Origin of the sequence: Hyphobacterium vulgare (assembly GCF_042643335.1) — a bacterium.
In the GTDB taxonomy this organism is placed as follows: Bacteria; Pseudomonadota; Alphaproteobacteria; order Caulobacterales; family Maricaulaceae; genus Hyphobacterium; species Hyphobacterium vulgare.
Map to the genome: position 1 here is coordinate 1 of NZ_JBHRSV010000029.1, position 1,913 is coordinate 1,913.

The 1,913-nt window shown below is 61.2% G+C and carries 2 protein-coding genes; both read right to left on the minus strand.

Features of this window, described 5'->3' with window-relative positions; all coding sequences use genetic code 11:
* Window positions 1–106: 106 nt before the first annotated feature.
* The gene (locus tag ACFOOR_RS14840; protein ID WP_343165808.1) at window positions 107–1,348 is read right to left on the minus strand and encodes a recombinase family protein; all 1,242 of its coding nucleotides are present in this window, start codon (window positions 1,346–1,348) and stop codon (window positions 107–109) included.
* 53 nt (window positions 1,349–1,401) lie between these two features.
* On the minus strand, window positions 1,402–1,845 hold the full coding sequence (locus tag ACFOOR_RS14845) for a DUF2924 domain-containing protein (RefSeq protein ID WP_343165809.1): 444 nt from the start codon (window positions 1,843–1,845) through the stop codon (window positions 1,402–1,404).
* Between the last annotated feature and the right edge of the window lie 68 nt (window positions 1,846–1,913).

Below are 1,913 nucleotides of genomic sequence, written 5' to 3' on the forward strand. Positions count from 1 at the left end.
GCAATGATCTGCCTGCGGCCACCGGATTTTCGAAAACTGACAGGGACCCGAACGACGAGACGATCGCCCTGGATCTCGGTGTGTATTTGGGGGCGAGGCGTCATGATCAGGCCGCCAGCTGAGTCTGACTGCAGAGCTGATGGATGCCATCGATCCGCAGCACCACCTCGACCTGATCAGATCCGATGGTCACCCGGTCGACGAGCAGCGCCACGAGCCGGCCCTGTTCTTCGGGCATCAGATTTTCCCAGATCAGCGTCAGTTCCTGAACCAATGCAGGGAGGTCGTCGAAGCGTTTGGCGACACCGGCCTCGACGAGCGCGTGCTCGACGCTCGCAATGATTTCCGGTTCGGCAAGTACGTGCTTGATCCGATCCAGTACGAGCGCCTCGATCTCGTCGGCGCTGACCCGGCCGATCTCGCAAGCGCCGGCACCCTTCTGAAGGACGGTCTGGCTCACATAATAGCGATATAACTTCTGCCCCTTCCTTGTATGGGTCGGAGACATCGGTGCCCCGTCCGGACCGAAGAGCAGGCCCTTCAGGAGTGCGGGCGTCTTCGCACGGGTTCGGCCAGCTCTGCGATAGGTGTTCGTGGCCAAGATTGCGGCGGCCTTCGACCAGGTCGCCTCGTCGATGATGGCCTTATGAACGCCGTCGTGAAGTTCGTCCCGGTGACGGATCTGTCCCCGATAGATTGGGTTCTTGAGCATCTTGTGGAGACGGCTTTTCGAAAAGGTGGGGATTTCGTCGTTCGCAGCCGTTTCATCGGAAAGGCGCTGAACTGATCCAAGCGCGATGAAGCGCTTGAAGAGATGTTCGACCACCGCAGCCTCGTGCGGCTTCTTCGAGAGCGCTCCCTTCCTGCTCTGGTAACCGTAGGGAACGACACCCCCCATCCAAAGACCGCGGCGCTTGGAGGCTGCGACCTTGTCGCGGATGCGTTCCGCGGTGTTTTCGCGCTCGAACTGGGCGAACGACATGAGGACGTTCAGGAGCAGCTTGCCCATTGCATCGCTCGTGTTGATCGACTGGGTGACGGATACGATCGCGACATCATGGGCTGCGAAGACGTCGGTCAGCTTTGCAAAATCCGTGATCGAGCGGCTGAGGCGATCGAGCTTATAGACCACCACCACATCGATCTCGTCGCGTTCGATCCGCTTGAGGAGGCGTCGAAGCGCCGGGCGATCGAGCGTGCCGGCCGAGAAGCCGGGATCTCGAAATTCCTCATCCATCACGACCCAGCCCTCATGGCGCTGGCTGGCGATGAAGTTGGCGCAGGCCTCGGCCTGGGCGTCGAGGCTGTTGAAGGACTGCTCAAGTCCTTCCTCCCGTGATTTGCGCACGTATATCGCGCAGCGCTTCGGGTGCGTTCCCGGCGGGAGGGAAGCCGACGATCTCATCGCCGGCCTCTTGAGGTCGACAGGCCAAAGAAGCTCCAACCGTTCCACCGGGAACCCGTGATCGCATGAGCGATCGCAGACAGGGATTTGTAGCGTCGGCCTTGATATTCGTATCCGTCGCGCAGGACCGTGACCTCGTGGTCGATCCCCTTCCATTCTCGGATCAGCCGCGTACCGGCGACCGGCTTGTCGTCGACGCGCTGTCGACGCCGCTTCGGATCGCCGCCATCGAGTTCATTCGCGATTGTGAGCAGCCGGTGGTGGAGGCGCGGGCTCAGGCCTCCGCGCCTCAGTTCCTGCAGCCGGTAGACCAGACGCGCTTCAAGCGTGCGGCGATTGAAGAGCGGGGGGTCGGACCGGAAGAGTTCGATCCACCTCGCCTTCAGTTCGTCGAAGGAGAGCGACTTCAGTTCGGGGAAGGGATCGCGATGTCTCGTCATGAGTTTGTCTCTTCTGACGAGCGCTCGAAATCACGCCGAAGTCCAGTCCCGGGAGCGGTATTTGCCGA

Bases quoted from the DNA above. Each gene is read 5' to 3' on its own strand.
- ACFOOR_RS14845 (WP_343165809.1), bottom strand. From the start codon at position 1,845: ATGACGAGACATCGCGATCCCTTCCCCGAACTGAAGTCGCTCTCCTTC.